The sequence below is a fragment of the Streptomyces sp. S465 genome (genome assembly GCF_026898115.1).
Taxonomy (GTDB): domain Bacteria; phylum Actinomycetota; class Actinomycetes; order Streptomycetales; family Streptomycetaceae; genus Streptomyces; species Streptomyces luomodiensis.
Window position 1 is genome coordinate 1223590 of record NZ_CP114036.1, and the last position, 24283, is coordinate 1247872.

23 protein-coding genes are annotated in these 24283 nt (G+C 72.0%); 6 read left to right on the forward strand and 17 right to left on the reverse strand.

Features of this window, described 5'->3' with window-relative positions; translation table 11 throughout:
* Positions 1 to 26 precede the first annotated feature (26 nt).
* The 7 genes from N6H00_RS05110 to N6H00_RS05140 form a co-directional block, all read right to left on the reverse strand.
* Positions 27 to 3755 carry an AAA family ATPase gene (locus N6H00_RS05110; protein ID WP_268970353.1) on the reverse strand — a complete coding sequence of 1243 codons (3729 nt, stop codon included), beginning with the start codon at positions 3753 to 3755 and terminating at the stop codon, positions 27 to 29.
* On the reverse strand, positions 3752 to 4978 hold the full coding sequence (locus N6H00_RS05115; protein WP_268970354.1) for an exonuclease SbcCD subunit D: 1227 nt from the start codon (positions 4976 to 4978) through the stop codon (positions 3752 to 3754). The genes N6H00_RS05110 and N6H00_RS05115 overlap by 4 nt, the downstream gene beginning before the upstream one ends.
* A 171-nt stretch (positions 4979 to 5149) precedes the next feature.
* Positions 5150 to 5590 carry an OsmC family protein gene (locus tag N6H00_RS05120; RefSeq protein WP_268970355.1) on the reverse strand — a complete coding sequence of 147 codons (441 nt, stop codon included), beginning with the start codon at positions 5588 to 5590 and terminating at the stop codon, positions 5150 to 5152.
* Between the two features lie 96 nt (positions 5591 to 5686).
* Positions 5687 to 7042, reverse strand: a complete 1356-nt coding sequence (locus N6H00_RS05125) for an LLM class flavin-dependent oxidoreductase (RefSeq protein ID WP_268970356.1) — start codon at positions 7040 to 7042, stop codon at positions 5687 to 5689.
* A gap of 115 nt (positions 7043 to 7157) precedes the next feature.
* Positions 7158 to 8273 (reverse strand): ABC transporter substrate-binding protein, encoded by a 1116-nt coding sequence (locus tag N6H00_RS05130; RefSeq protein ID WP_268970357.1) that lies wholly within the window; start codon positions 8271 to 8273, stop codon positions 7158 to 7160.
* 199 nt (positions 8274 to 8472) lie between these two features.
* A complete protein-coding gene (locus N6H00_RS05135; RefSeq protein ID WP_268970358.1) occupies positions 8473 to 9249 on the reverse strand; it encodes an ABC transporter ATP-binding protein in 777 nt (258 codons plus the stop codon).
* Positions 9213 to 10109, reverse strand: a complete 897-nt coding sequence (locus tag N6H00_RS05140; RefSeq protein WP_268970359.1) for an ABC transporter permease — start codon at positions 10107 to 10109, stop codon at positions 9213 to 9215. Before N6H00_RS05140 ends, N6H00_RS05135 begins: the two co-directional genes overlap by 37 nt.
* A 555-nt stretch (positions 10110 to 10664) precedes the next feature.
* Here N6H00_RS05140 and N6H00_RS05145 point away from each other — a divergent pair.
* On the forward strand, positions 10665 to 11348 hold the full coding sequence (locus tag N6H00_RS05145) for a GntR family transcriptional regulator (protein WP_268970360.1): 684 nt from the start codon (positions 10665 to 10667) through the stop codon (positions 11346 to 11348).
* Between the two features lie 106 nt (positions 11349 to 11454).
* Here the strand turns inward: N6H00_RS05145 and N6H00_RS05150 are convergent, their stop codons facing one another.
* Positions 11455 to 12081, reverse strand: a complete 627-nt coding sequence (locus N6H00_RS05150) for a YigZ family protein (protein ID WP_268970361.1) — start codon at positions 12079 to 12081, stop codon at positions 11455 to 11457.
* A gap of 135 nt (positions 12082 to 12216) precedes the next feature.
* Here N6H00_RS05150 and N6H00_RS05155 point away from each other — a divergent pair, with 135 nt between their 5' ends.
* Complete coding sequence (locus N6H00_RS05155) at positions 12217 to 13416, forward strand: hypothetical protein (RefSeq protein WP_268970362.1); 1200 nt, start codon at positions 12217 to 12219, stop codon at positions 13414 to 13416.
* 45 nt (positions 13417 to 13461) lie between these two features.
* Entirely contained in the window at positions 13462 to 14046 is a 585-nt protein-coding gene (locus N6H00_RS05160; RefSeq protein ID WP_268970363.1) for a hemerythrin domain-containing protein, read from the forward strand.
* Positions 14047 to 14163: 117 nt separating this feature from the next.
* Here N6H00_RS05160 and N6H00_RS05165 read toward each other — a convergent pair whose 3' ends face one another.
* Together N6H00_RS05165 and N6H00_RS05170 are read right to left on the reverse strand one after the other, a co-directional pair.
* On the reverse strand, positions 14164 to 14646 hold the full coding sequence (locus N6H00_RS05165) for a DUF6098 family protein (RefSeq protein WP_268970364.1): 483 nt from the start codon (positions 14644 to 14646) through the stop codon (positions 14164 to 14166).
* Positions 14647 to 14754: 108 nt separating this feature from the next.
* Complete coding sequence (locus tag N6H00_RS05170) at positions 14755 to 15087, reverse strand: plasmid stabilization protein (protein WP_268970365.1); 333 nt, start codon at positions 15085 to 15087, stop codon at positions 14755 to 14757.
* A gap of 555 nt (positions 15088 to 15642) precedes the next feature.
* Here N6H00_RS05170 and N6H00_RS05175 point away from each other — a divergent pair.
* Entirely contained in the window at positions 15643 to 16257 is a 615-nt protein-coding gene (locus N6H00_RS05175; RefSeq protein WP_268970366.1) for a TetR/AcrR family transcriptional regulator, read from the forward strand.
* A 221-nt stretch (positions 16258 to 16478) separates the two neighbouring features.
* Entirely contained in the window at positions 16479 to 16853 is a 375-nt protein-coding gene (locus tag N6H00_RS05180; RefSeq protein WP_030841958.1) for an antibiotic biosynthesis monooxygenase family protein, read from the forward strand.
* 244 nt (positions 16854 to 17097) lie between these two features.
* Here the strand turns inward: N6H00_RS05180 and N6H00_RS05185 are convergent, their stop codons facing one another.
* Together N6H00_RS05185 and N6H00_RS05190 are read right to left on the reverse strand one after the other, a co-directional pair.
* Positions 17098 to 17901, reverse strand: a complete 804-nt coding sequence (locus N6H00_RS05185; RefSeq protein ID WP_268970367.1) for an IclR family transcriptional regulator — start codon at positions 17899 to 17901, stop codon at positions 17098 to 17100.
* Positions 17902 to 18002: 101 nt separating this feature from the next.
* On the reverse strand, positions 18003 to 18497 hold the full coding sequence (locus N6H00_RS05190; RefSeq protein ID WP_268970368.1) for a VOC family protein: 495 nt from the start codon (positions 18495 to 18497) through the stop codon (positions 18003 to 18005).
* Between the two features lie 130 nt (positions 18498 to 18627).
* On the opposite strand from N6H00_RS05190, the gene N6H00_RS05195 reads away from it, so the two are divergent.
* Positions 18628 to 19449, forward strand: coding sequence for a fumarylacetoacetate hydrolase family protein (locus N6H00_RS05195; RefSeq protein WP_329618502.1), 822 nt, complete (start codon positions 18628 to 18630; stop codon positions 19447 to 19449).
* Here the strand turns inward: N6H00_RS05195 and N6H00_RS05200 are convergent.
* The 5 genes from N6H00_RS05200 to N6H00_RS05220 are packed head-to-tail and all read right to left on the reverse strand — an operon-like array spanning position 19446 to position 24283.
* Positions 19446 to 19820: a zinc-binding dehydrogenase gene (locus N6H00_RS05200; protein ID WP_268970370.1), complete on the reverse strand. Its 375-nt coding sequence runs from the start codon at positions 19818 to 19820 to the stop codon at positions 19446 to 19448. The genes N6H00_RS05195 and N6H00_RS05200 overlap by 4 nt on opposite strands.
* A complete protein-coding gene (locus N6H00_RS05205) occupies positions 19817 to 21403 on the reverse strand; it encodes a bifunctional 3-(3-hydroxy-phenyl)propionate/3-hydroxycinnamic acid hydroxylase (RefSeq protein WP_268970371.1) in 1587 nt (528 codons plus the stop codon). The genes N6H00_RS05200 and N6H00_RS05205 overlap by 4 nt, the downstream gene beginning before the upstream one ends.
* Positions 21400 to 22503, reverse strand: a complete 1104-nt coding sequence (locus tag N6H00_RS05210; protein WP_268970372.1) for an alcohol dehydrogenase catalytic domain-containing protein — start codon at positions 22501 to 22503, stop codon at positions 21400 to 21402. Before N6H00_RS05210 ends, N6H00_RS05205 begins: the two co-directional genes overlap by 4 nt.
* 19 nt (positions 22504 to 22522) lie before the next feature.
* Positions 22523 to 23506 carry a hypothetical protein gene (locus N6H00_RS05215; protein ID WP_268970373.1) on the reverse strand — a complete coding sequence of 328 codons (984 nt, stop codon included), beginning with the start codon at positions 23504 to 23506 and terminating at the stop codon, positions 22523 to 22525.
* 30 nt (positions 23507 to 23536) lie between these two features.
* Positions 23537 to 24283 (reverse strand): dienelactone hydrolase family protein, encoded by a 747-nt coding sequence (locus N6H00_RS05220; protein ID WP_268970374.1) that lies wholly within the window; start codon positions 24281 to 24283, stop codon positions 23537 to 23539.

The window sequence follows — 24283 nt, forward strand, 5'->3', positions numbered from 1 at the left end:
CTTCGGCGCGGCGGCCGGTGCCGTCGTCAGCGTGCGGCGGCGGTGCGGTGGCGTACGGCCGAGCCCGCACGGTCCTTGACCACCTCCAGCTGGGCCGGGATCCGCCGGCGCAGATCGGCGACATGGCTGACGATGCCGACCGTACGGTCCCGCTCGCGCAGCGAGTCCAGGACGTCCATGACCTCGTCCAGGGTCTGCTCGTCCAGGCTGCCGAACCCCTCGTCGATGAAGAGGGTGTCCAGTCGGACCCCGCCCGCCTCGTCGGTGACCACGTCGGCGAGGCCGAGCGCGAGGGCGAGCGAGGCGAAGAAGGTCTCGCCGCCGGAGAGGGTGGCCGTGTCGCGTTCGCTGCCGGTCCAGGCGTCGATGACGTGCAGACCGAGACCGGAGCGGCCGCGGCCGCCGGACCGGGCGTCGGAGTGCACCAGCGTGTAGCGCCCGGAGGACATGTGGCGCAGCCGCGCGCTGGCCGCCGCCGCGACCTGTTCCAGCCGGGCCGCGAGCACATACGCCTCCAGCCGCATCCTGCGCTCGTTGTCGGCGGAGGTGCCCGCCGCGAGTGCGGCGAGGCGGGCGATCCGGTCGTGCTCCGCGCGCAGCGGGGCGAGCCGCCGGGCGTCGGCGACCGCCTGCGCGGAGAGCGCGTCGAGCTCCTCGCAGCGGGTGCGGGCGGCGGCGTCCGCGGCCGAGACCTCGCGCAGCGCGCGGGTGGCCGCGTCGGCCGCCGCCTGCGCCGCCGCCGGGTCGGCGGGCGGCGCCTGGGCCGCGGCGAGCACCCTCGGGTCGGACAGCTCGGCCGCGACCGCCGCCGACTCCGTCTGCCACGCGTCGAGACGGCGGCGCGCCTCGCGCTGCCGGTCCGGGGGCAGTACGGCCTCGGCGGCCTGCTCCGGGGTTTCGAATCCGGCCCGGTACGCGGCGTCGGCGAGCCGGGCGTCGGCCTCCTTCAGCCGGTCCGCGGCCGCCTCGGCGTTCCGCGCCGCCTCGGCGGCGTGGGCCAGCAGCCCCGCCTGCCGCTCCAGCCGCGCCGCGCGCTCCGCGACGGTCGCGTCCGCGCCGCGCGCCTGCTCCAGCTCCGCCAGCAGCGCGGCCCGCTCCCGGACCAGGGCCTCCCGGTGCGAGGTACGGGCGGCCGCCCGCCGTTCGGCCTCCTGCCGCTGGGCCGTGCGCCGTGCGTGCTCGCGCTCGGCCCGGTCCAGGGCCTCCCGGGCGGCGTGCCCGTCGGCCGCCGCGTCGCGGGCCTCGGCGTACGCGGCCCGCAACCCGGCCAGGGTCCGGTCGAGTCCGTCCGCGTCCTCGCCCTCGGCCGTGGCCTCCGCGCCCGCGCGGGCCTCCCGCAGCGCGTTCCGCGCGCGCTCGGCCTCCTCACGGGCCTCCTCGGCGCGCTGGTAGTCCGCCAGCGCGGCCTCCTCCGCCGTACGGTCCACATGCCCGGCCCCGGGCCGGGCCGGGCTCGGGTGCTCGGTCGCCCCGCACACCGCGCAGGGCTCTCCCGGGCGCAGCCCGGCCGCCAGCTCGGCGGCGATCCCGCGCAGCCGGCGCTCCTTGAGGTCGAGCCAGTTCTGCCGCGCGGCGGCGGCGCCCTCCCGGGCCCGCAGCAGCGCTTCCCGCGCCTGCCGCTCCCGCCCGGCGAGCCGGTCCCGCTGCCGGGCCGCCTCCAGGCGCCGCTCGGCGGGTTCGATCCGCCCGCCGAGCTGCTCGGCCCGGGTGGCGGCCTCCTGAGCCGCCTCGATCCGCCGCTGATGCGCCCGGTGGCTCTCCTCCCACCCGGCGAGCCACTCGGCGGCCTCCTCGATCGCCTCCTCGTCGGCACGGGCTTCCCGGTCGAGCGCGGCGATCTCGGCGGCGACGGCCTTGGCCCGCGCCTCGCCCCGCCGCGCGGCGCCCAACGCCCCGAGCTCCTCCCGCACCCGCCGCTCGACCCGTCCCAGCCACTCGGCATCGGCCTCGGCGAGCGTCGCGGGCAGCGTGGTGGTGGCGGTGGGGGCGGCGTGGGAGTCGACTCGGCCGTCCCGCACACCGGCCGGGCCGGCCGCCGTCCCGCCGCCGTGCGCACCGGACGCGGTCCGCCCGACAGCCTCCGACGACACGCCCGAGGCCCCCGTGACAGCGGCCTCGGCACCGGACCGTGCTCCCTGCGCACCGCGCCTGTCCGCGCGCTCCGCGTCCGGCCCCTGCGACGATGCGTCCGCGGGGCCCGCCGGGCCGAACGGCGCCGAGCCCGGCACTCCAGCAGCGTCCCCGCACCGGGCACCCTCCGCACCCGACCCGGCAATGGCGCGCCGCTCGGAGACACTGACGCCCTCCCCCGAGGGAGCCGCCTGCAACGGCACACCCGAAGGACCCACCACTCCGGGCGACGCCGAGTCCGACACTCCAACAGCGCCCCCGCGCCCGGCATCACCCACCGCACCCGACCCGGCGACAGCACGCCGGTCAGAAACACCGACGCCCTCCCCCGACGGCGCGGCCTGCGACGGCACGCCGCCCGGGGGACCCACCACTCCGGGCCGCGCCGGGGCCGGCGAGTCCGGGGCGGTGCCCCGCGCGGGCGGGGGCACGCCGGGGGCGGCGGAGTCGTGGTCCGACGGGCCTGGGCCGGGGGAGGTCCGCTGGTCGGGGATCTCCGCGATCGTGGCCAGGCCGGGCTCGGCGGACAGCCGGGCGCGGGCCTGGCGTTCGGCGGTTTCGGCGGTGCGGTGGTCGCGGGCGGCGGCGGTGCGCAGGTCGAGCGCGGGGGCCACCGCGTCGGCCGCGCGGGCGCGTTCCAGCAGCTCGCGCAGCCGGTCGTGGTCGGGCCGCCGCCGTTCCAGGTCGTCCGCCCGGCGGCGGGCCTCGGTGTGGCGGCGCTGTAGCCCGGCCCGTTCGCGGTCGGCGTCGGCGGCCCGTTGGGCGGCGTCGTGGGCCGCTTCGGCGGCCCGTACGGCGGAGAGCGCGATGTCCCGCCGTTCGCGGGCGCCCGTGCGGGCGATGGCGGCCCACTCCAGGACGGCGTCGGCCAGCCCCGGCTCACCGGGGGCCGGCTCGGGCAGTGGATACCCGTCGAGTTCCGTGGTACGGCCCGCCGCCTGCGCCATCCGGTGGGCGAGCGCGAGCAGCCGTTCGTCCCCGGCCGCGACCCGTTTCTCGGCCGCTCGCCGCAGCTCTCCCAGCCGCTCCTCGACTGCGGCGAAACGGCCGGTGTCGAACAGCTTGCCCAGCAGCTTGCCGCGCGCCAGCTCGTCCGCGCGCAGAAAGCGGGCGAAGTCGCCCTGTGGCAACAGCACCACCTGGCAGAACTGCTCCCTGCTCATGCCGAGCAGCTGCCCGATCTCCTCGCCGATCTCCTGGTGCGAGCGGCTGAGCGCCTTCCACTCCCCCGCCCCGGAAGCCGCCCCGGCAGCGGAGCGGGAGTATTCGCGCAGCAGGGTTTGCGCCTTCTCCCGCGTCATTCCCGTGCCCCGCTTCTTGGGGCGCGGCTGCTCGGGGCGCCGGGTGATCTCCAAGCGCCGCCCGCCGACGGTGAATTCGAGCACGACCTCGGTCGGGGTCAGCGGTTCGGCGTGGTCGCTGCGCAGCGAGAGTCCGCTGCCCTGGCGGGCGCCGGGCACCTGGCCGTACAGGGCGTAGCAGACCGCGTCCAGGACGGACGTCTTGCCGGCGCCGGTCGGCCCGTGCAGCAGGAAGAGCCCGGCGGCGGACAGCTCGGCGAAGTCGATCTCCTGGGTGGCGCCGAACGGGCCGAAGGCCGTGACGGCGAGCCGGTGCAGCCTCATCGCGCCGCCTCCCCGGCCGTCGCCCCAGCCGCCGCCTTCGCGGTGCCGTTCCGCCCGCTCCGCACACCGTCCTCGTGCGCCTCACCCCGTACCGCCTCCAGCGCGTCGCCGAGCAGCGCGCGCTCCGCCTCGTCCGGGCCGCGGCCGCCCCGCACATGCGCCACGAAGTCCTCGGTGATCTGCCGGTCCGAGCGGCCGCGCAGCCGCTGTGCGTACGAGGCGAGCGGGTCCTCGGGGGGCCGCTCGGGGTCGAAGACCAGCGTGAGCACATGGGGGAAACGCCGGGTCAGCCGGGCCATCGGCTCATGCGGCCGCACCGCGTCGGTCAGCGTCGCCTCCACCCACGCCTCCTCATGGCGGTCGAGGTCCGGGTCGGCCAGCAGTTCCTCGATCCGGCCGCGGATCCGGGCCAGCGGCCGCGGCACCGGGCACGCCACCCGTTCGCAGGACGGCGGCTCGCCCGCCGCCCCCAGCTCCACCACCCACATGGACTTGTGGTGCGCCGCCTCGGAGAAGGAGTACGCGAGCGGGGAGCCCGAGTAGCGGATGCGCTCGGTGATGGCCTGGCAGCCGTGCAGATGGCCGAGTGCGACATAGTCGGCGCCGTCGAAGACCTCGGCGGGTACGGAGGCGACTCCGCCGACCGTGATGTCCCGCTCGCTGTCGCTGACCGCGCCGCCGGTGACGAAGGCGTGCGCGAGGACGACGGACCGGGTGCCGGACGGCCGGGCGGCGAGGTCGGCGCGCACCCGGTCCATGGCGGCGCCCAGCACCGCCGTATGACCGGCCGCCGAGGCGCCCAGCTCCTCGCGCACCAGAGCGGGTTCGAGATACGGCAGCCCGTAGAAGGCCACCTCGCCGTGGTCGTCGGAGAGGACGACGGGGGTGGCGCATCCGGCCGGGTCGGTGCGCAGATGGATGCCGGCCCGGTCGATCAGTCCGGCCCCGACGCCGAGGCGGCGGGCCGAGTCATGGTTGCCCGAGATCATGACCGTGGGCACCCCGAGGTCCGCGAGCCGGTGGAGGGCGTCGTCGAAGAGTTCGACGGCGGCGAGCGGTGGCACGGCGCGGTCGTAGATGTCGCCCGCGACGACCACCGCGTCGATGTGCCGTTCCCGCACGGTGGTGACGAGGTGGTCGATGAACGCGCGCTGCGCGGCAAGCAGGCTGACCCGGTGAAAGGACCGTCCGAGGTGCCAGTCGGAGGTGTGCAGAATTCTCACAAGCGGGCTCCGACCTGCACTTCTGTCCTTCCTCCACCCCGATGGCCGACATCGCGCCCGCAGCGTGCGCACGGTGCGGGCACCGACCACGTTAGCCGCGGTCGGTGCCCCGTCTCTCACGGACCTCGTATTTTCCCGTCCGTGCCGTGCCCCGCGCCGCCCGGACTCCCCTCACGCCGTGGGGGTGACCGGTTCCGGTGTCCCGGCACGGACGGCGAGCTCGACGGTGCCGCCCCGGCGCAGGGTGTTGTAGATCGGACAGCTTCCGGCGAAGAGTCCGGCCAGGGTCTCGGCCTCCTCCTGGGTGACGCCGTGCAGCAGCAGATCGAGCCGGAGGTACTCGTACCGTGTGGGGTCCCGGCGGTCCCGTAGGTAGCTGATGTCGGCCCGTGCACCGGTCAGGCCCGACCCGCGCTCCAGGGCGTGGAGCTGGATGTTGCCGAGGGAGCAGGAGGCCAGGGAGGACAGCAGCAGCTCCCCCGCCTGGACGGCTTCCGCCGGTCCGGTGCGCGCGTCGGAGACGAAGTGGTTCGTCCTGGCGGTCACCAGGAAACGCCCCGTGGTGTCGGTGGTGCGGCCGGTGATGCTGACGACATCGCCTGCTGTGGTCATCGTCCTCATGTCCTCATGTCCTCGTGTCCTCGTGGTCGTCGATGCGGGGGGGGCGGGCCGGGCGCGGGAGGCCGCCCGCGCCCGGTCGGTGTCCGGTCAGCCGCCGTAGCGGCGCTCGCGCCACGCCCCGGCCCGGGGGCGGTCCAGGCCCAGGTTGTCGCGCAGGGACTTCCCGGCGTACTCGGTGCGGAACACGCCCCGGCGCTGGAGCTCGGGCACCACCTGCCGGACGAAGTCCTCGAACGCCCCCGGGGTGTGGACGGCGCCCACGGTGAAGCCGTCGCAGCCGCCCTCGGTGAACCACCGTTCCATGCTGTCGGCGACCTCGGCGGCGGTGCCGATGAACTCGCCCTCGGTCCGGCCCCCGTACCGCTTGCCCAGCTCACGCAGGGTCAGACCGTCCCGCCGGGTCATCTCCACCACCTCCTTGTAGTGGCCCTGGACTCCGGGTACGTCGACATCGGGCAGGGGCTCGTCGAGCGGCAGCCCGGAGAGGTCGACGTCCAGGTGGTAGGAGAGGGTCGACAGTCCGGCCAGCGGCGGCACCAGGTCCGTCAGCCGCCGCTCGGCCTCGCGTGCGGCCTCGCTGGTGGGGCCGACGATGGGGGTCGCCATGGGGAGGATCTTGATGTCCTCGGCGCGGCGGCCGTGGCGCACGGCGCGCTCCTTGATCTCCCGGTAGAACTCCTGGGCCGACTCCAGGGAGGCGTGGCTGCAGAAGATGACGTCCGACCAGCGGGCGGCGAAGTCACGGCCCTTGGGCGAGGCCCCGGCCTGGATGATCACCGGGTAGCCCTGCGGCGGTCGGGAGACGTTCAGCGGGCCGCGGACGCTGAACCACTGGCCCTCGTGGTCGATGCGGTGCACCCGCTCGGGGTCGGCGAAGAGCGGGGCGGCCGGGTCCATGACGAGGGCGTCGTCCTCCCAGCTGTCCCAGAGCTTGCAGGCGACCTCGAGGAACTCGTCGGCCCGCTCGTAGCGCTGGTCGCGGGCGATGTGCCGGTCGTTGCCGAAGTTGCGGGCCTCGGAGTCCTGGAAGGAGGTGACCACGTTCCAGGCCGCACGGCCGTGGCTGAGGTGGTCGACCGTGGCGAAGGAGCGCGCCACCGGGAAGGGCTCCAGGTAGCTGGTGGAGACCGTGGCGGCGAGCCCGAGGTGGTCGGTGACGGCGGCGATCGAGGCCAGCACGGGCGTCGGGTCCAGGCGGAGGGAGCCGAGCGCGCCGTAACGGAGCTGGCTGTCCATGCTGCCGCCGAGGCGGTCCGGCACGGACAGGATGTCCGCGAAGAACATCAGGTCGAACTTGCCCTGTTCGAGGACCCGGCCGATGTGCTGGTAGTAGGAGGCGGACAGCCAGCCCGGTTCGGAGCCGGGGTAGCGCCAGCCCCCGGGGCGGCCGGGCCCCGCGGTCACGAAGGCGGCCAGGTGCATCTGGTGGTGAGGAGTGCTCATCGCAAGGTCTTTCTGCTGTGGGCGGGGGCCCTGAGTGCCGGACGGGCGCCCGCTGCCGCCGTGGCGTGCGGACGATGCCGCCGTGGCGTGCGGGCGGGGCGCCGGGGCGGCTCGGTCATGTCGCCAGTTCGGCGGCGACGGTCTTCCTGATCGAGTCGAAACGGGAGTCCCGCAGGAACCCGGCCACGTCGATCTTCGACGGATAGACGCCGAGGGCCTGGAAGTTGTCGGCGAGGTCCTGGGTGCTCTCGACGGCCGCGCGGTCCACCGGTGCCAGGGCATCGGCCGGGGAGTCGGACAGGCGCTTGTCGCGGGTCAGCTCCAGGTAGACCTCGCGCTCCAGGCTCTGGGAGCCGAACCCGCCGATCTTGTCGAAGAACGCGACGCTCTTGGCCGGGTCGGCGTTGATGGCGCGCTGGGCGTCGCGGACGACCCGCACGGCCTTCGCCACGGCCTCCGGGTACTCCTTGGCGAAGGACTCGCTCGCCACGTAGAAGCTGTAGTCGTAGGTCTTCACCTTGGGCAGACTGCGGGCCTTGTGCCGGGCTCGGGCCAGGCCGATGGCGGGCTGCCAGCTGATCCAGGCGTCCACCTTGCCGCCTGCGAAGGCGGACTCGGCGTCGGCGGCGGGCAGGTTGACGTACTCGACGTCGTCCAGCCGCAGACCGGCGGTCTCCAGGTACTTGATGAGGCTGTAGGTGCCGGTGGTGCCCTTCTGGTCGGCGATCCGCTTGCCCTTGAGGTCGCTCGCGCCGCGGATGGGCGAGTCCTTCGGGACGAGGATCTCGACCTCGTCGCCGGGGAGCGGATAGGCGGCGAGCGGCACGATGGGGACACCGCCGCCGACCGCATAGGCCACGGCGGTGGCGGTGGCGAAGGAGAAGTCCACGCTGCCCGAGGAGAACGCCTCCATCACCGGCAGCGAGGCGGTGAACCCGGCCGGCCAGGTGACGGTGGTGCCGCCGAGTTCCTTGCCGAGGTCGAGGCCGTTCAGCCGGTGGCGCAGGGCCGCGGGCACCCCGGTCTTCCCGCTGCCGATGACCGCGAAGCGGAGCTTCTCCGGCACTCCGTCGGCGATCGCCCGGCTCTTCGGTTGCGCACCGCCACCGCAGGCGGACAGGGCGGGGGCGAGGGCCGCGGCGGCGCCGAGGGCGAGGAGGCCGCGGCGCGGGAGCGCGCCGGACAGGGAGGTTCCGGCAGGTGAGCGGGAGGAGGTGCGGTGCACGGTCACGATGAGGTCCTTCACGTTCGTGGGAGCGTCAGGGGCGGGCGGGCGAGGAGGCAAGGCGGCGGGGCGGGATGACGGCCGCCGGTCAGGCGGCAGCGGATTCCGGTCGCCGGTCAGGCGGCGGGGCTCCGGTCCCCGATCAGGTGGCGGCGGGCCCTGGCCACCGGCCGGAGGGGCGGCGGGGCGTGGTGCCGGCCGTCCGTCAGGCGGCGCCGGGGGCGGCGGAAGCGGGTTCGACCAGATCCCTGAGGAGTTCCTCCTTCCAGGAGACGAGGCGGGGGTGGCCGCGCCTGTCCCCCCGGGGCAGGTCGATCGACAGATCGCGGCCGACCGAGCCGTCGGCCAGTACCAGTACGCGGTCGGAGAGCACCAGCGCCTCCTCCACGTCATGGGTGACCAGCAGGACGGTGCGCGGCTGGTCCAGCCACATGCGCTCCAGGAGCCGCTGCATCGCGATCCGGGTGATCGCGTCCAGGGCGCCGAACGGCTCGTCCAGGAGCAGCAGTTCGGGGTGGTGCAGCAGGGCGCGGGCCAGGGCGACGCGCTGCCGCTGCCCGCCGGAGAGCGCGGAGGGCCAGGCATCGCCCCGGTCGGCCAGTCCCACGGCGTTCAGCAGGGCGCGCGCCTCCTCCCTGCGGCCCCTGACACCCAGCAGGACGTTGTCCTCGGCGCTGCGCCAGGGCAGCAGCCGGTCCTCCTGGAACATCATCCGTGCCATGGGCGGCCGCGGTCCGGATCCGTGCAGCCGGGCGGTTCCCGAGCTCGGCCGCTCCAGTCCGGCGACGATCCGCAGCAGGGTGCTCTTGCCCGCGCCGCTGGGCCCGAGGAAGGAGACGAACGAACCGGGTTCCACCTCCAGGTCGAGGTCCTTCAGCACCCAGCGGTCGCCGTACCGCCTCCCCACCCCCTCCAGCGACAGCCGGGCCCCTGCCCGATCGGGGGTCACCGGGACCCCGGACGGCGGTAGTTGGGGTGCCATCGCAGAACTTTCCTTTCGACGAGCCTGGTGAGGAGATCGGCGAACAGGCCGGCCAGCGCGTACAGCAGGATGGCGAGCACGAGCTGGTCGGTGCGCAGAAGCTGGCGGGCGTCCTGGGCGAGGTAGCCGATCCCGTCGTCGGCCGAGATGGTCTCGGCGACGACGAGGGTCATCCAGGCGACGCCCAGGGAGTAGCGGATACCGGCCAGAACGGTGGGCATGGCCCCGGGGATGGCGATGTCGCGCACCAGGCGCCACCGGCCCAGCCCGTAGGAACGCCCGAGTTGCAGCAGCTTGGGGTCCACACCGCGGATGCCGGTGACGGTGTTGAGGTAGACGGGGAAGAACGTGCCCAGCGCCACCAGCAGGAGCTTCGGCTCCTCCCCGATGCCGAACCAGGCGATCATCAGCGGCACCAGAGCCAGGTGCGGGATGGTGCGCACCATCTGCAGGGAGCGGTCGAGGAGGATCTCGGCCGCCTTCGACATCCCGACCCCGAACCCCAGGAGCAGGCCGGTGGCCGCGCCCAGGGCGAATCCCTGGGCGATGCGCCGCAGGCTGGTGAGGATGTGGTGCTGGAGTTCGCCGGTGGCGGCCAGGTCGGTGCCCGCCCGCAGGACCGCCTCGGGAGCGGGCAGGATCCGCGGCGGGAGGGCACCGGTTCGTGCGGTGGTCTGCCACACCGCCAAGACCAGCAGCGGCACGACCCAGGGGCCGATCGCGCGGCCGGTGCGCGGCAGTGCCCGGCCGATCCACCCGGCGGCGAATCGTCCGGTGGCGCGGGTTTTTGTGGGACCGGCCTCGGCCGTGGGATCCGAGCGCGGTTCCCGGTCCTTGGTGAGCAGCGGCTGCTCGGGCATGGGGCTCCCTTTCAGGAGTGGTTGATCGGGCCGCGCGGCGGGCCGTGGCGGGCCGGTGCGCGGCGAAGCGGGAACTCCTCCGTCCGCGCCGGCGAGAGGCGGTCCTGACGAAGGGCGCCGGGACAGCGGTGGCGGAACGCCGGGGCGGGCGAGGGGAGGACGTCAGGCGCGGGTCGTACGGCCGCGGCGTGACGGCCGGGAAGCGTGCGGGGTCAGCGACAGCCCGCGCTGAAGACGCGCATCAGATCGACATGCCGACGGTACGTCAGGCCGGTGTCCGGAAGGGGAGCGGACGCGAGCGCCGGGCGGGCGGAACGCCGCCTCGTCTGCGCATCGCGGTACATACCGGAACTCCCGTGGACGTGTGAAGAGTCGTGCGGCCTGGGCCCGAGCCCGGCCACGTCTGGAAGGAGACCATAACCGGAGATGGATTCAGCTGCAAGCAGGTGTATACAGCTGTACTCAATGGCAGACTTCGGGTATCGAGTCAATGGTGTGACGGGGAAACGCGACCGGAAGCGCGGCAGGAAGCGCGGCGGAAAGGGGAGAACGGACGTGACCACTTCACGGGGAGGTGGGGATGCGGGTGGCCACTACACCCGGATCCGGCAGAGCATCGTCGGCGGGCAGGCACCGCCCGGAACCGTCCTGATCCCCGCGGCCCTCAGCGCGCAGTACAACGTCTCCCGCACCCCGGTGCGGGAGGCCCTGATCAGGCTCGAGCAGGAGGGCCTGGTGCGGCAGGCGACCCGGGGCTATGTGGTCCGCGCCCGCACCCCGGAGGAGATCCTGGAGATCTGCGAGGCGCGGATCGCGCTGGAGTCCTCGGCCGCGCAGGCCGCCGCCACCCGCCGGACCGAACTCGACCTCGCCCGCCTCGTCCACGTCCACGAGAGCACCGCGGCGTCCTCGGACCCCGGCGAACTGCGGGCGCTGAACCACGAGTGGCATCTGGCGCTGCGCGAGGCGGGCCACAACGCCACCATCGCCGAACTGATGGACCGTCTGGACGCCCAGCTGAAGGTCTACGACGCCGACACCTCCGCGGCCACCGACCACCCGGACAACCTCAAGCTGATCCTCGAGGAACACACCGGGATCCTGGACGCGGTGCGCCGCCGCGACGCGGAGGCGGCCCGCGACCGCATGATCGAGCATCAGAGCCGCACCCGTGACCTGCGCATCGGAGCCCTGGCCCGGTCGGGCAGCGGTCTGCGGGGCGCTTCTCCTCCGTCCTGAACCGGCGGATGCCGGTCCCGGACGGCGCGTGCCCGTCCTGAAGAGCGCGCGCCCGTCCTGAAGCGCAGGGCGCCGCGACCTGCCCCGCCGCCGGAGCGTTGGTTCGTCACATGTCCTGGTACGCCTCGCCGCCCAGCTCCAGGACGGCGGTTCCGGCGGTGGTGTCCGCCAGCCAGTCGCGGAAGGCGGCCACATCCGCCTCGGGCAGCCCCAGTTCGATCGTCACGGCCTCGGCGTAGCGCACCTCCCGGACCGCCCGTCCCGTCGCCCGCAGATCGTTCTCCAGCTTTCCGGCCCGCTGGTGGTCGACGGTGACGGTCGCCAGCCGGAACCGCTGCCGGGTGACAGTGCCCAGGGCGTCCAGCGCCTCGCCGACCGCGCCGCCGTAGGCCCGGATCAGGCCGCCCGCGCCGAGCTTCACGCCCCCGTAGTAGCGGGTGACCACGGCCACTACGTACCGGACCTCGCGGCGCAGCAGCATCTGAAGCATCGGCCCGCCGGCCGTACCGCCCGGCTCCCCGTCGTCGCTCGCCTTCTGCACCGCGCCGTCCGCGCCGATGACATAGGCGAAGCAGTTGTGGGTGGCGGTGGGGTGCTGCCGCCTGATGCGCTGGATGACCTCCTGCGCCTCCCGCTCACTCGCGGCGGGCGCGAGCGTGCAGAGGAAGCGCGATCGGTTGATCTCGATCTCGTGCACGCCTTCGCGCGCGACCGTCCGGTACCGCTCCTGCATCAGGCCACCTTATGTCCCGGCCGCGGTGGCGGTGGTCACGCGTGTGCCGCCGCCGATCGGGTGGACGGCGGCCGTGCGCGGCGAGCGGGCCGACGGCCACGGGTACGGATCCGGTTCCCGCCCCAAGGAGCTCGCATGACGTTCAACCCGCTGGAGCAGCGTGGCATCCCGCTCGACCGCCAGATGCGTACCTGGCGTGAGCTGGACGTGTCACCGATCGACCCGGATCGCTGCGACCCCTACACACGCTGCCGGATCATCACGATGAACGGCATCGAGATCGAGGCGATCCTGTTCAGCCACCAGATGGCCCGCCACTGCCCGGACCAGGACGTGCGGCGGCAGCTGGCACAGACGCGCGCCGTCGAGGCGCAGCAGCAGAAGGCGGTGAACTGGCTGCTGCCGGGGGTGGCCTCGGTGCTGGAGACCACGATCGCCTATGAGCAGGTGGCGGTGGACCTGACCGCATGGGTGGCGCGGATGGAGCCCGATCCGTACCTCACCCAGGCGTATCAGTTCGGGGTGCTGGAGGACTTCGACCATCTCTACCGGTACGCCAATCTCTACGAGATGATCGAGCACCGCAAGGCGGAGGAGATCGTCCAGGGGCTGACGGAGATCATGCCGGGCCGGCCGACGAAGTACCACCACCGCAACCCGGTGGACAACGTCCGCGACCCCTACGACCGGAACCGGGCCGATCCGCTCTCCAAGCTGCACGCGCTGACGATCATGTCGGCGGAGCAGCAGACCATGAACCTGTACCTGAACGTCGGCCCGCAGTACATGGAGCCGATCGCCCGGCAGCTCTACCAGGAGATCGGGCTGGTCGAGGAGGAGCACGTCACCCACTACGAGTCCCTGGTCGACCCGGGCGAGACCTGGTGGGAGCAGCTGGTCAACCACGAGTACAACGAGTGCTACCTCTACTACTCCTTCATGGAGCAGGAGCCGGACCCCAAGGTGAAGGCCATCTGGGAGCTGCACCTGAACATGGAACTGGAGCATCTGCGCATCGCCTGCGATCTGATGCGCCGCAACGACGGCCGGGAACCGGAGGAGGTCGTCGCCCCGGAGCTGCCGAACGTGCTCACCTTCGAGCCCAACAAGAGTTACATCCGCGAACTGCTGGCCACGCAGATGGACCTCACCACGCTCGGTACCGGCTATGTACGCGAGGCCCACGAGCGCTTCCAGGCGATGCAGACCATGCTCAACGACGGCGACCGGCCGCCGAGCGAGCGGGTGATGGAGCAGCACCGGGACATGTTCGGCCGGGAATACCGGCTGGAGACCGAGGGTGAGCACCCCGAGCCGTCCCTGCGCTCACACTGACCGAATTCCCGGCCCTCATTCCCGGCCCTACGGAGGACAGACATCGTGGCAGACCGATCCGGATCCGGCGCCATCGGCGGCGAGGACGATGTGGTGGCGCTGCTGATGCGCCAGCACGGCGATATCCGCAACCTCTTCGACGAGGTGGAGCGGGCCCCCGGCGACCAGCGGCAGGACGCCTTCCGCAGGCTCGTCCGGCTGCTGGCCGTCCATGAGACCGCGGAGGAGGAGGTCGTCCACCCGGTGGCGCGCCGCTCCTTCGACGGTGGTGAGGGGGTGGTGGAAGACCGTCTGCGGGAGGAGAGGCAGGCCAAGGAGAAGCTCAGCCGGCTCGACGAGATGGACACCGGCTCCCCCGAGTTCCTGCCGCTCCTCAGGGAGCTGCGCACCGAGGTCATGGAACACGCGCGGGCCGAGGAGCGCTACGAGTTCATCCAGCTGCGGCGGCGCACCGACCCCGGTCAGCTCGCCACCATGGCCAAGGCGGTCAGGGCGGCCGAGGCGATGGCCCCGACCCGGCCGCACCCGGGCGCGGAGACGGCGGCGAAGAACATCGCCCTGGGGCCGATGGCCGCCACGATCGACCGCGCCCGGGACACGGTCCGCAAGGCCATGGGGAAGGAGGGCTGACCGGACGCCGGGCAGGGGCCGAGACCCGGTGCGCGGGCGGCTAAGGTCCGGAGCGGGAACGGCGGAGCGCGGGGCGGGAGCGGCGGACCGCCGGGCCCGCCGGGTCCGCCACACCCGTCACCCGTCGTCTTCGCCGTGTGTGTACCGGGTCGGTCGGTGCAACGGCCCCCACGCGCCGCGCTGGCGGGCCACCACCTCCTCGGCTTCGGCGATCACGCTCTCGGCGATCCAGGCAACCGGCCGCACATCGCGTACCAGGGGTTCGTTGTCCGGGCCCCGGCCGATCTCCTCCCCCTTGAGCACCCAGGGGTGGACATCGTCGGGGCCCTGGTCCTGCTCCCGGAGGTGGATGTAGTCGCACAGCCGCCGGGCCACCCACAGCGCGGTGGGCAGGTCCTTCGCCCATTCCTCGAAGACCAGGGGGTTGGCCGACAGGCCCGGCATCTTCGTACCGGTGAGTCCGTCCCGGCTGACCGGGCTCCCTTCCCCCAGGTCCGCCTGGGGCCCTCGGGACCAGCGGACGAAGACCGGGGGACCCTCCTCGATCAGCTCCACGAGCTGGTGCAGAGCGGTGTAGGTGGGAAGCGTCTGGCCTGGCATGATCGCCCTTGAGTACCCGGAACCGGCCTGGTCAATCACCCGGCCCGGCCCCGACGCGCGGACGCCGCCCGGCCCCGCTCTCTCGCGAGGTGGGCGGCGCCTTGTGCGTCAGCGGCCAAGTGCCTTGGCCAGCTGGTCCTTGGTCATGTTCGAGCGGCCCTCGATGCCCCGCTGCTTCGCCTCGTTGTACAGCTGATCGCGGGTCGGGCCCTTGGGGCCGGTCCGATTGCCGGAGCGCTGGCCGCCACGCTGCGGCGCCGACTTCCGGTCCTGCGTCGAGGTCTTGCTGGCGGTCTTGGACTCTCCCGAGCGGGCGCGCTCCTTGTTGACCGTGCGGGCGGCCATTTCCTTCGCCCGGCCGCTGGAGGCTCCGCGCTGCTCGGCGCCTTCCTTGATGTGCTCGTACTGCCGTTCACGCTTACGGCTGGATCCTGCGGGCATGGTTCCTTCTCTCCTTCCGCCCCCTCGGTCGGACACGGTCCGCGGTTCCTGTCCACCGACCGCAGCGGTCGGGTTCCCCCCACTTCCGCCCCTATAACCAGCATGCGTCTCCTGGGCGTCGTCCGGGATGTGTGGCGCGCATCCGGCGGTATGGGGCCCGGCCGGCCGAGTCCGCCGATCCACCGTTTCGTCGGTCCGCACGACAACACCCTGCGATCGGTGGTACCGCTCCAGGAAGGAGGCGACTTCGGCGCCAGCCCCCGAGCCAAGACCTGTCGAACCCGTACCCGCGTACAATCGAGACGCTACCGTACACATTTTCCCGATAGCACTGCTGAAGCATTGCCCATTTGGACATCCTCGCGATACGGTCCCGTACACACTGATGTTATGGACGAGGACGACTGGAGTGCGGCTGCGCCAGGCCTTCCCCTGACCTCCCAGCTCTCGATACGCACCCGTACACATCATGCCCCCTGAGAGTTGCTCACCCGCTGCTCACCATGCGTCTAGTGCTTGCCGCAGGCCAAGTCGAAGGATACGGTTACGTACACTATGCCCGAGGAAACAGCACGTCCCGGCCGCGCCACGGCACGGACGGCGGCGATCATCAAGGCCACGCACGAGCTGCTGCACGAAGTGGGCTATGAGCGATTGTCGATCGACGCGGTGGCGGCTCGGGCCGGCGCCAGCAAGACCACCATTTATCGACGCTGGGACGACAAATGCGCCTTGGTCTGCGCGGCGCTGCTCGACCGCTCCGCATCCGTCACAGAGCTGTCTTCCGCGGCCCGGGACCTGCGCGAGGACCTCATCGCGCTGACGGCTCTGGTGGCCAAGCTGACTGCCCGGGAGGACGTTCCCGGTTTCGTGAGCCTCCTGGCGGCGGCGCAGAAGGAGCCTGCCATCGCCGACGTTCTGGGAAGGGGAGCCCTCGCCCCGATGCGCCGCAACTGTCGAGATGTCGTGCAGCGCGCCATCGGCCGGGGCGAACTCGACGACGCCGAGCTGTCCGATGTGCTGTTCGAGTTGGTCCTGGGGCACGCGCTCGCGCGTGGGGTGGTCCAACGGAAGACACTCTCCGCTGACGACCAGCAGTTCTTCGTGGACAGGGTGCTGCTGCCCGTACTGATGTCGCACGGAAAGCCGGCGCCCCCGATCACAGGGTGAGGGCCGAAGCCGATCTGATCGGCCCACTGTCCGGTCCGGTGGGCGTCGGGGACCGGCCCCGGTTCCGGCTGCCCGCTTTCGGGCGCGTGGACGGGTCTTTGCGCCAGAGGGCTGTCCAACTGGGGGCCGCCTCCTCCGCTCTCGTTCATCCAACCCGACGATCTCGCGGGCCTCATGACCAACTCGCACGGCATCCGACCATCCACCATCAAGGAGTTCGCATGATCCAGCTCAACGATCTCGACCGCTCGACCCCCTTCCTGGCACAGCTGCAGGGGCCGGACGACGGCCGGCCCGTCACCCTCATCAACACCTTCCTCGCCCCCGAAGGGCAGGTCGACGAGGTCATCGACGTCTGGCGCCAGGACTCCCTGATCATGAAGGCGCAGCCCGGGTTCGTCTCCGCGCAGCTGTACCGCGGCACCGCGGACAGCCGCGTCCTGACGAACGTGGCGGTCTGGGAGACCCTGACCTCCCTCAAGGACGCCTTTGCGCGTGAGGAGTTCCAGGGCACGCTGACGCTCTACCCGGACGGCTCGTTGTCGCAGCCGGTCGTCACGCGTGCCGTGGCGGTCCCGGGAGTGTGTGTCGCATGACGCGCGGCCTGGCCGGCCCGGAGCGACACCGCTACATCCGGAGACGGGACGCGGGCTCCGTTCGCCGGCCGGGCCCTTTATCGGCGGTCCGGGTGGGCCGCCCTGACCACCGCGCGTCGCGGGTTCCCCGCCGTGGGGTGCTGACGACCGCCGGCGCGGACGGCGATGGGCGGGCGGGGGCGGCCCGGTCACGCTCCACAGGCCTTGCCGGTGAGCCGGCGGCGGGGCGCTCGCCGGGTTGTCGTCAGTCGCCGACAACGGCCAACTGACCGCTGATGTCCTCGGCGGCGCGACGGACCGCCGCGACCACCTCGCCGAGCCGACGGTCGGAAACGCGGTGTTCGAGCGCGGCGACGCTCACGGCGGCGATCACGCCTGTGGAAGGTCCGTGCACCGGGGCCGCGATGCCGAGAATGTCCACGTCGAGTTCGCCCCGGCTGACGCTGTGCCCGTCCTCGCGGATCTGGGCAAGCCGTTCCATCAGCACGTCGATGTCCGTGATCGTGCGTGCGGTGAACCGCTGCAGGCGCTGGGCGGCCAACAGCTCACGGCACTGCTGTTCGGGCAGCCACGCCAGCAGTGCCAGGGCGGAGGCGCCGGCATTGGCCGGGAGCACACTTCCGCGTTCGTAGGAGATCCGCACCGGGTGGTGCGCCTCGCAGCGTTCCAGGCATATCGCGGCCCCTCCAGCGCGGCGGGTCAGCAGCACCGTCTCACCGACCGTGTCACGCAGCCGCTCCATCACCGGCAGGGCGACCTCCGAGAGACCGTACCCGCGCCGCGCCAGGCGAGCCAGCTCCAGGACGCGCATGCCCAGCCGGAAACCACCCCCGGGGTCCTCCTCGAGGAAATCGGTCCTGACCAGGCTCTGCAGATAGCGGTACGCGGTCGAGCGAGCAGTGCCCAGGGCGGTGGCCACCTCCTGGCCGGAAACGGAGAGCTTGCTCTCCGAGAACAGCCCGAGGATGTCCAGCGCCCGGTCCGCGGTGGAGTTGCGCTCCCGGTACTGCCCAGTCGGAGCAGCCGTGTCTGACGTGCGTCCTGTCATGCAGGACATCTTAGCCGGACAAGGGAACCGGAGGCATGACGGTCGGCTCCCGAAGGGGCAGGCAGGGGGTCGGTGGGCGGTCGCCCGCGGAGCCGGCGGAGCTACTGCACGGGCTGGTAGGCGTTACCGCCGTCACCGAGCAGTCTCTCGGCTTCGGCGTGGATCTCCTCGGGCGAGAGGCCGAAGTCGATGGACTTGCGGAAGGGCTGGCGGACGTCGCGCTCGATACGCAGGTAGACCTCGTTGCGGTTGCCCTCGGGGTCGAAGAAGTAGATGCCGAAGGCGTTGCCGTGGGTCACTTCCTGCTGCACCTTGACGCCCTCCTCCTGGAAGCGCCGGTGGAAGGCCCGCAGGTCTTCCAGGGATTCGACACGCCAGGAGATCTGATGCTGCTGCTTGTCGCCGATGGGCGACGTGCGGCCGGTCTGGAGGACGAACTCGTGGTGTTCCTCATCGGGCCGGGCACTGAAGAACACGATCTGCAGTTCCTCGTCCTCGTCGGTCACGGTCAGACCCATGACGCGCTCGTAGAAGTCCCGCATCCTCGGCAGGTCGTACACCCACAGTCCGGTGTGACCGAGTCCGGTGATAGCCATGGTCGCCACCCTCTCCAGTTGTCTCACTAAACAGGACACCTATCCTGTATTTCGCAACTAGCGTACGATCGGCGATGACAATGGTCAATGAAGAAAGAGGTGTGCAGGCATGCGACTTGCTACTTTGCGAATGGCCGAGGGAACCCGGGCGGCCAGACGCGACGGGGAGTCCTATGTACTGCTCCCCCACTCCGATGTGGGCGGCCTGCTCAACTCGGGGGAGAACTGGCTCGAGGCGGCCGCCGCGGCCGATGGTGAGCGGCTGACCGGTACCGAGGTCGAGTTCGCTCCGGTGGTACCCCACCCGAACAAAATCATCTGCCTCGGGCTGAACTACGCCACGCACATCAAGGAGATGGGGCGGGACACGCCCCGGTATCCCACGCTGTTCGCGAAGTACGACGGTTCCCTCATCGGCGCACACGACCCCATCACCCTGCCGAAGGTCAGCGGCACGGTCGACTGGGAGGCGGAGCTGGCGTTCGTGATCGGCCGGGCCGCCCGCCACGTGCCCAGGAGCGACGCTCTGGGCTTCGTCGCCGGCTACAGCGTCGCCAACGACGTGACGGTGCGCGAATACCAGCGGCGCACCCGCGAGTTCCTGGCCGGCAAGACATTCGAGGGGACCACCCCGATCGGTCCCGAGCTGGTGACCGCCGACGAGTTCGGCGGCAAGGAGCCGGACCTGGAGATCCGCTGCGAGGTGGACGGCGAGGTGATGCAGCACTCCCGCACGTCCGACCTGCTGTTCGGCATCGCTGACATCGTCGCGTACGTCAGCGGCATCATCACGTTGCTGCCGGGCGATGTCATCTGCACCGGCACACCGGGTGGGGTCGGCGACGGCCGTGACCCCAAGGTCTACCTCAAGGAAGGCCAGACCCTGCGCACCGTCGTCGAGGGCCTGGGCGAGACGGTGAACGTGTGCGTCGGGGAGGCCCGCGGTTCTTAGGTACCGGGCTTGAGCAGGATGCGCCCGACGACCCCCGTGCCGTTCTCCATGAGGTCGTGTGCCTGGGCGGCCCTGGACAGCGGGAAGCGCGCCGCGATCGGCGGGCGCAGCCGGCCGTCGGCGAGGGGGGACATCACGCGCAGGGCGTCGTCGTGCCGTGCCCCGCGCACGCCGACGATGTCGGCTTCCCGACGGGTGAGATCGAAGACGGTGAACGGCAGCGGACCGGGCGGACTCTGCTCGCCGGCGGCCGGGCAGAGGCGGCCTCCGAGGCCGAGGGCCGGCAGGGGCTTTCGCTCGTGGACAAGCCGGTCCGGGCCGCCGTGCTCGTAGGCCCACACGGCGGCGGTGGTCGTGGGCAGCGTGGTCACCGGGTCTCGTTGCGCAGGACCGCCGCGACGGCGGGGATGTCGTCGGGGCCCAGGACGGCTGCGATGTACCGGTCGGGTTTGACCAGGACGAACCGATGACGGGCAGGGGCGAGGGCCCGTTCGAGGCGGCCGTCGGCGTCCGCGACGGCCTCCCGGGGGCCGGCGGCCGGCGGCAGCCGGTCGCCCAGAAGGATGTCGATCCGTTTGATGTCCAGGACGTCGTCCGGCCAGTTCGGGCTGTCGAAGTGCTGCCAGGCGGCGTCGGGGACGTCGACGCCCAGCAGGGCGAACGACTGGCCGAGGACCTCGTCGAGGAGCCGCGGACGCAGACTCGGTGGTACCAACACCCGCGGCTGGGGCAGCTGGGTGCCCGTCAGTCGGTGGGCGCCCATGACCAGGCCGGCCTCGTGCCGGGCGCGGGGCCGGAACCGCATCTCGGTGAGGTAGCGCCGTCCGGGCGGGGTGCGCAGGAGCGTACGGGCGGCCACGTCGCGCAGCAGCGCGCGGCGCCGGTCGGTGGTCATGACGATGTCGCCGAGTCGTTGGGAGTGACGGACCATCGCGGTGGCGTGCTCGCGCCGCTCCGCCTCGTAGGTGTCGAGCAGGCTCTCCCGCGCGCGCCCGTGCCACACGACGTCGATCTTCCAGGCCAGGTTCGCGGCGTCGCGTATGCCGGAGTTGAGCCCCTGGCCGGCGAAGGGCGGCATCATGTGGGCGGCGTCGCCCAGGAGCAGGACGTGCCCGTCACGCCAGCGGTCGGCGACGACGGCGTTGAAGGTGTAGGTGGTGCAGCGCTCTACCTGGTCCTCGGCGAGGGGCCGGTAGGGCGCGACGAGCCGTCGGAGGGTTTCGAAGTCGGGGCGGACGCCCTTTTCGCCTTCGCCGGAGTGGAGGAGGAACTCGTAACGGCAGCGGCCGCCGCGGCCGGGGACGATGACGGTGGGCCGGTCGGGAGTGCCGTGGTGCATGCCGTAGCGCTCGTCATGATGGTCCCCGGTGGTGTCGGCGACCATCCAGACCTGCTGGTGGCTGGTGCCGGTCATGCCGATGCCGCGCAGATCCCGCACGGCGGAGCGGCCGCCATCGCACGCCAGGACCCAGCTGGCCCGGATGCTCTGGGTGCGGGTGTCGCCGGGCGTACGGACGGTGGCGGTGGCGCCGGCCGCGTCGGGGTCCTCGTCCACGGTGAGCAGTTCGGTGGAAAAGCGGATGTCCGCCTCGGGACGGGATGTCACCTCGTCCAGCAGGAGCTTTTCCAGTTCGGGCTGGACGAACTGGTTCTTGAAGGGGAAGCCGAGCCGGTAGGGGTGCGGGCCGCGGGCGTGGAACAGGGGGCGGCCCTTGCGGTCGTAGTAGCGGGTACCGGTGCCGGGAACAACGATCTCCAGGACCTTGTCCGCCAGTCCCGCCGCCTGCAGGGCGCGCAGGGATTCGTCGTCCAGGCTGATGGCCTTGGCCTCGTCGCTGGTGGAAGGGTTGCGTTCCACCAGGATGAGCGGCACGCCGCGGGCGGCCAGGAGGTTGGCGACGGTGAGGCCGACGGGGCCTCCGCCGACAACGAGTACGGGGTGTCGCGGGTTCACGGGTTGACCACCACCATCCATAGGGGTTCCGTCCTGCTCCGCAGGGCGGCGATGGCCTCGGCCGCTTCGGTGAGCGGGTATCGGTGGGTGATGAGTTCGTCGGCCCGCAGCGTGTTCCGGGCGAGGAGGGCGAGGACCTGCTGGGCGTCCGTGCGCGTGCAGGCGCGGGTCCCGATGACACGCCAGCAATTGACCATGATGGCGGCCGTGGGCAGCGTCAGCGGGCTGGGGTTGGCGCCCATGTGGACGAGGGCGCCGCCGGTGGTGAGCGCGGCGAGTGCCTGGGAGGTGGCCGGGCCTTCCGGGACGAAGTCGAGAACCGCGTCGGCTCCCCGCGGGGCGAGGCGGCGCAGGGCACGGGTGAGTCCACCGTCCTCGGCCCAGGTGGCGGGCAGTTCCTCGAGCGCCACCAGGTCGGTGGCCACGCCCCCGGCGAGCCTGCCGACGGCTCGCAGCCGTTCGGCGCTGCGCCCGACGAGGATGAGACGGGCGACGCCGAAGTGGCGGGCGAGTGTGATGGTGGCCGTGCCCATCGTGCCGGTGGCGGCGGTCACCACGAGGGTGGATCCCAGGGGCAGGTCGGCGAGTTTGAGGGCTCGCACGGCATTGGCCAGGTCGTGGACCTTGGCGCCCACGTCGAAGGACACGTTGTCGGGCAGGGGGTCCACCAGCCAGTGCGGGACCCGGATGTACTCGGCGAGGCCGCCGTCGTGGTAGCGCTCGTAGAGCGGCAAGGGGCCGTCGCTGAAGGCGGCGTGTCCTATGAGCGCCTGCTGCGGGCACATCATGTCCCGGTCGGATCGGCAATACGCGCATGCGCGGCAGTTGAGGTTGGGATGCACGCGCACACGCGTGCCGACGGCGAGGGTGTCGGCCTCGTTGCCGGTGGCGACAATGGTGCCGGCCGCCTCATGGCCGAGGGTGGTGGGGAGGTTCTTGAAGGCTCCCTGGGCAAGCAGGGTCATCATGCCGGGAGCGAGTCCCGCGGATGCCACCTTGACCAGGACGTCCTGCGGTCCGGGCTCAGGTATGTCGATCTCGTGCAGGTGCAGAGCGTCAGAGCCCTGCTGGGCGCGGACTGCGAGCATGGTGGTCGTCATGGGATGCGGCTCCTGTGTGTCAGGGCTGGAGGGCGGCCAGGCGTTCGGGGGTGTACGGCTCCGCGGTCCTGGTCGTCTCGGCGATCTGCGGGAGATCTCGGTCGGAGAAGACAGTGAGGTACTCATTCGGCTCACGGCATACGCTGGTGCAGGCGATGCCGAGCGGGATGCGGACGAAGTCTCCCGGCCCCAGTTCGACGATTCCACGCTGGCTGACGAGGGTTCGGTGCCCGCTGATCTGGTACTGGACCTCGTCCGCGTCGAGGGTGCGGCGGTAGGTGCGCTCCGCGGCGGGTTCACGGCGCACCATGCCCAGGCGAAAGCCCGGGGAGCGGTACATCCAGCAAACGCCGGGGGCTCCCGTGCCGGTCAGGACCCGGAGGCGTTCCTCCTCGGCGTGCGCCTGTGCCAGCAACCGCGACTCGTCGACGGGCGCCACGACGATGTCGTGCCCGGGGGTCCCCAGGCACTGGGTGACCGCCTCGTTGACCGGGCCCGGTTCCCAGCCGGGGAACGGCGGAGAGACGATCTCGGATTGCCTGGCGGGGGAGCGTTCCTCCGTCACCGGCGCGGGTGCGTAGAAGAGCAGGTGACTCTCGCGTCGTCCGTAGTTGTCATGAGCGACACCACGAGGGATCCGGGAGAACTCTCCGGGCCGGTGTTCGACGACGCCCAGCTCCGTCATCAGGGTGCGCTCGCCGTCGATCTGGTAGGAGACTTCGTCGACGTCGCAGTTGCGGTGGTAGAAGGGCTGACGGTTGTCCATCGTCTGCCATTCGACGCGCAGTTGTGCGCTTTCGTAGACCCCGCGCGGTGGCGCGAACGGTACGGCTTTGTACTGCTGCGAGATGTGCACCACGCTCAGCGGCTCGTGGTCCCGCCACAGCGTGACCGGGAAGGGATTGCTGTGTGGCGGCGACAGCAGGAGGTGCTCGTCGCGTTCGATGAGTCGGGACGGCGCGGGGGAACAGGCGAGGGAGACGACTTCATTGACGGTGCCCATGAAACTTCCTTGTTCCGTCGGGTGGATGCGTCAGGCGCTGCGGGAGATGTGCTTGTCCAGAAAGCGGTGAGTGCGCTCCCAGGCGGTCTCCGCGCTGTCCTGGACGTACATGTGCGGGCGGGCGTCGCAGGCGAAGGCGTGTCCGGCACCCGCGTACACGTGGCTTTCGAAGGTGACTCCGGCGGAGGTCAGGGCCTTGTCGATGGCCGCGACCTGTTCGCTGGGGATGGTGGGGTCGTCCGAGCCGACGTGCAGCAGCATGGGGGCGTCGATGCTCACGGCGCGGTCCACGACCGCATGCGGGCCGGCCGCGATGCCGGGACCGTAGAAGACCACCACGGCCCCCAGGCCGCTGATGCGGGTGGCGGCGGTGAAGGCGGCCCGGCCGCCGAAACAGAAGCCGTTGATCGCGGTGCGGAACGCGGGGACGTGTTCGCGCTGCTGGAGGTGGTCAAGCACCGCCTCGACGTCTGTGGTGATCGCATCCGGACCGATGGCACCGATCAGGGGCATCGCTTCGGCGTGCTGCTCGTAACCCAGAGTGCCCACTCCGCTGCGGTGGAAGAGGTCGGGAGCCAGAGCCAGGAAGCCGCGAGCGGCATAGCGACGCGCGATGTCCTGGATGTGGTCGTTGACGCCGAATGCCTCCTGCAACACGATCACAGCCCGGTCGGCGGGCCCGTCGGGGCGGGCGAGGTAGACCCGCATCGGACCGTCAGCTGTGGGGACGGTCGTCCAGTCGGTCGTCGCGGGGGCAGTGGTGCGATGGTCGTTCAC

Coding starts and splice junctions, on each gene's coding strand:
- N6H00_RS05170 (WP_268970365.1), bottom strand. CDS start 15,087: ATGCCCGCAGGATCCAGCCGTAAGCGTGAACGGCAGTACGAGCACATC.
- N6H00_RS05195 (WP_329618502.1), top strand. CDS start 18,628: ATGGCCGAGGGAACCCGGGCGGCCAGACGCGACGGGGAGTCCTATGTA.
- N6H00_RS05155 (WP_268970362.1), top strand. CDS start 12,217: ATGACGTTCAACCCGCTGGAGCAGCGTGGCATCCCGCTCGACCGCCAG.
- N6H00_RS05150 (WP_268970361.1), bottom strand. CDS start 12,081: ATGCAGGAGCGGTACCGGACGGTCGCGCGCGAAGGCGTGCACGAGATC.
- N6H00_RS05120 (WP_268970355.1), bottom strand. CDS start 5,590: ATGACCACAGCAGGCGATGTCGTCAGCATCACCGGCCGCACCACCGAC.
- N6H00_RS05135 (WP_268970358.1), bottom strand. CDS start 9,249: ATGGCACCCCAACTACCGCCGTCCGGGGTCCCGGTGACCCCCGATCGG.
- N6H00_RS05185 (WP_268970367.1), bottom strand. CDS start 17,901: ATGACAGGACGCACGTCAGACACGGCTGCTCCGACTGGGCAGTACCGG.
- N6H00_RS05165 (WP_268970364.1), bottom strand. CDS start 14,646: ATGCCAGGCCAGACGCTTCCCACCTACACCGCTCTGCACCAGCTCGTG.
- N6H00_RS05210 (WP_268970372.1), bottom strand. CDS start 22,503: ATGACGACCACCATGCTCGCAGTCCGCGCCCAGCAGGGCTCTGACGCT.
- N6H00_RS05190 (WP_268970368.1), bottom strand. CDS start 18,497: ATGGCTATCACCGGACTCGGTCACACCGGACTGTGGGTGTACGACCTG.
- N6H00_RS05175 (WP_268970366.1), top strand. CDS start 15,643: ATGCCCGAGGAAACAGCACGTCCCGGCCGCGCCACGGCACGGACGGCG.
- N6H00_RS05110 (WP_268970353.1), bottom strand. CDS start 3,755: ATGAGGCTGCACCGGCTCGCCGTCACGGCCTTCGGCCCGTTCGGCGCC.
- N6H00_RS05215 (WP_268970373.1), bottom strand. CDS start 23,506: ATGGGCACCGTCAATGAAGTCGTCTCCCTCGCCTGTTCCCCCGCGCCG.
- N6H00_RS05125 (WP_268970356.1), bottom strand. CDS start 7,042: ATGAGCACTCCTCACCACCAGATGCACCTGGCCGCCTTCGTGACCGCG.
- N6H00_RS05180 (WP_030841958.1), top strand. CDS start 16,479: ATGATCCAGCTCAACGATCTCGACCGCTCGACCCCCTTCCTGGCACAG.
- N6H00_RS05140 (WP_268970359.1), bottom strand. CDS start 10,109: ATGCCCGAGCAGCCGCTGCTCACCAAGGACCGGGAACCGCGCTCGGAT.